Consider the following 2,500-nt stretch of genomic DNA (forward strand, 5'->3'; position numbering starts at 1 on the left):
TCCTCGTGGACACATGACAGGTGCCCACTTACGTTAAAAGAGGTGGACATCTACCGCGTTGGTCGTTCCTTGTACAGGCTGTAACGCCCGGACGCTTACATAGAGTCTGAGCTAGAAAAGCAACATGTAGGAACCCGGTCCACCGGGCGATTATGTCAATGCTGTGATTATCGCCCGGAGGACCGGGCTCCTACAAACACTGCATGTTTTCCAGAGACAAAGAAAAACCCCTGCACTCATTGAGTACAGGGGTTTAATGTTTAAAGCCTGGCAGTGACCTACTTTCACATGGGGAGGCCCCACACTATCATCAGCGATGTACCGTTTCACTTCTGAGTTCGAGATGGGATCAGGTGGTTCCAGCACTCTATGGCCGCCAGGCAAACTGGTGTGCAAGTCGTCTACGCGCCTTGCAAGCGTTTGGTTAGATTCGTATCTAAACGAGTAATCTTGGGTCGTTGTTGCGTTTGCTTGAGTTGCTACCAACACCCAAAACTCTTGGGTGTTATATGGTCAAGCCTCACGGGCAATTAGTACTGGTTAGCTTCACGCATTACTGCGCTTCCACACCCAGCCTATCAACCTTGTAGTCTTCAAGGGCCCTACAGGACTCTCTAGGAGTCAGTGAGATCTAATCTTGGGAGGGGCTTCCCGCTTAGATGCTTTCAGCGGTTATCCTGTCCGAACGTAGCTACCCGGCAATGCCACTGGCGTGACAACCGGAACACCAGAGGTTCGTCCACTCCGGTCCTCTCGTACTAGGAGCAGCTTCCCTCAAATCTCAAACGCCCACGGCAGATAGGGACCGAACTGTCTCACGACGTTCTAAACCCAGCTCGCGTACCACTTTAAATGGCGAACAGCCATACCCTTGGGACCGACTTCAGCCCCAGGATGTGATGAGCCGACATCGAGGTGCCAAACACCGCCGTCGATATGAACTCTTGGGCGGTATCAGCCTGTTATCCCCGGAGTACCTTTTATCCGTTGAGCGATGGCCCTTCCATACAGAGCCACCGGATCACTAAGACCTACTTTCGTACCTGCTCGACTTGTCTGTCTCGCAGTCAAGCACCCTTATGCCTTTGCACTCAGTGCGCGATTTCCGACCGCGCTGAGGGTACCTTCGTGCTCCTCCGTTACTCTTTGGGAGGAGACCGCCCCAGTCAAACTACCCACCACACACTGTCCCTAACCCGGATAACGGGTCGAGGTTAGAACTTCAAACATACCAGGCTGGTATTTCAAGTTTGGCTCCACGCAGACTGGCGTCCACGCTTCAAAGCCTCCCAGCTATCCTACACAAGTAGGCTCAAAGTCCAGTGTGAAGCTGTAGTAAAGGTTCACGGGGTCTTTCCGTCTAGCCGCGGGCACACTGCATCTTAACAGCGAGTTCAATTTCACTGAGTCTCTGGTGGAGACAGTGTGGCCATCATTACGCCATTCGTGCAGGTCGGAACTTACCCGACAAGGAATTTCGCTACCTTAGGACCGTTATAGTTACGGCCGCCGTTTACCGGGGCTTCGATCAAGAGCTTCGTCCGAAGACTAACCCCATCAATTAACCTTCCGGCACCGGGCAGGCGTCACACCCTATACGTCCTCTTTCGAGTTTGCAGAGTGCTATGTTTTTAATAAACAGTTGCAGCCACCATTTCACTGCGACCCCCAACAGCTTAGAGAGCAAGTCTCATCACTATCAAGGGTGCACCTTCTCCCGAAGTTACGGTGCCATTTTGCCTAGTTCCTTCACCAGAGTTCTCTCAAGCGCCTTGGAATTCTCATCCTACCCACCTGTGTCGGTTTGGAGTACGGTCTCTTATTACCTGAAGCTTAGAAGATTTTCCTGGAAGCAGGGCATCGATCACTTCGCTCAAAATAGAGCTCGACATCGCATCTCAGGATTGTGGAACCGGATTTGCCTAATCCCACTCCCTACATGCTTATACCGGGACAACCAACGCCCGGATGACCTAGCCTTCTCCGTCTCTCCATCGCAGTAATAAGAGGTGCAGGAATATTAACCTGCTTCCCATCGACTACGCATTTCTGCCTCGCCTTAGGGGCCGACTAACCCTGCGCCGATTAGCGTTGCGCAGGAAACCTTGGGTTTTCGGCGGAGGGGCCTCTCACCCCTCTTATCGTTACTCATGTCAGCATTCGCACTTCTGATACGTCCAGCATGCCTTACAGCACACCTTCAACCGCTTACAGAACGCTCCTCTACCATGCAAGCAAGCTTGCATCCGCAGCTTCGGTACACATCTTAAGCCCCGTTAAATCTTCCGCGCAGGCCGACTCGACCAGTGAGCTATTACGCTTTCTTTAAAGGATGGCTGCTTCTAAGCCAACCTCCTGGCTGTCTGGGCCTTCCCACATCGTTTCCCACTGAGATGTGATTTTGGGACCTTAGCTGGCGGTCTGGGTTGTTTCCCTTTCCACGACGGACGTTAGCACCCGCCGTGTGTCTCCCATGATTGCACTCTCAGGTATTCGGAGT

At 52.6% G+C, this 2,500-nt stretch carries 2 rRNA genes (1 of these 2 cut by a window edge); both read right to left on the minus strand.

Going from position 1 to position 2,500, the window contains the following annotated elements:
• Positions 1-265: 265 nt before the first annotated feature.
• Positions 266-381, minus strand: a 5S ribosomal RNA gene (rrf, locus tag BOW53_RS01210).
• 128 nt (positions 382-509) lie between these two features.
• Positions 510-2,500: ribosomal RNA gene (locus tag BOW53_RS01215) — 23S ribosomal RNA — on the minus strand (it continues 897 nt past the right edge of the window).

This window comes from Solemya velesiana gill symbiont (assembly GCF_002020805.1).
Classification (GTDB): domain Bacteria; phylum Pseudomonadota; class Gammaproteobacteria; order Chromatiales; family Chromatiaceae; genus Sedimenticola_A.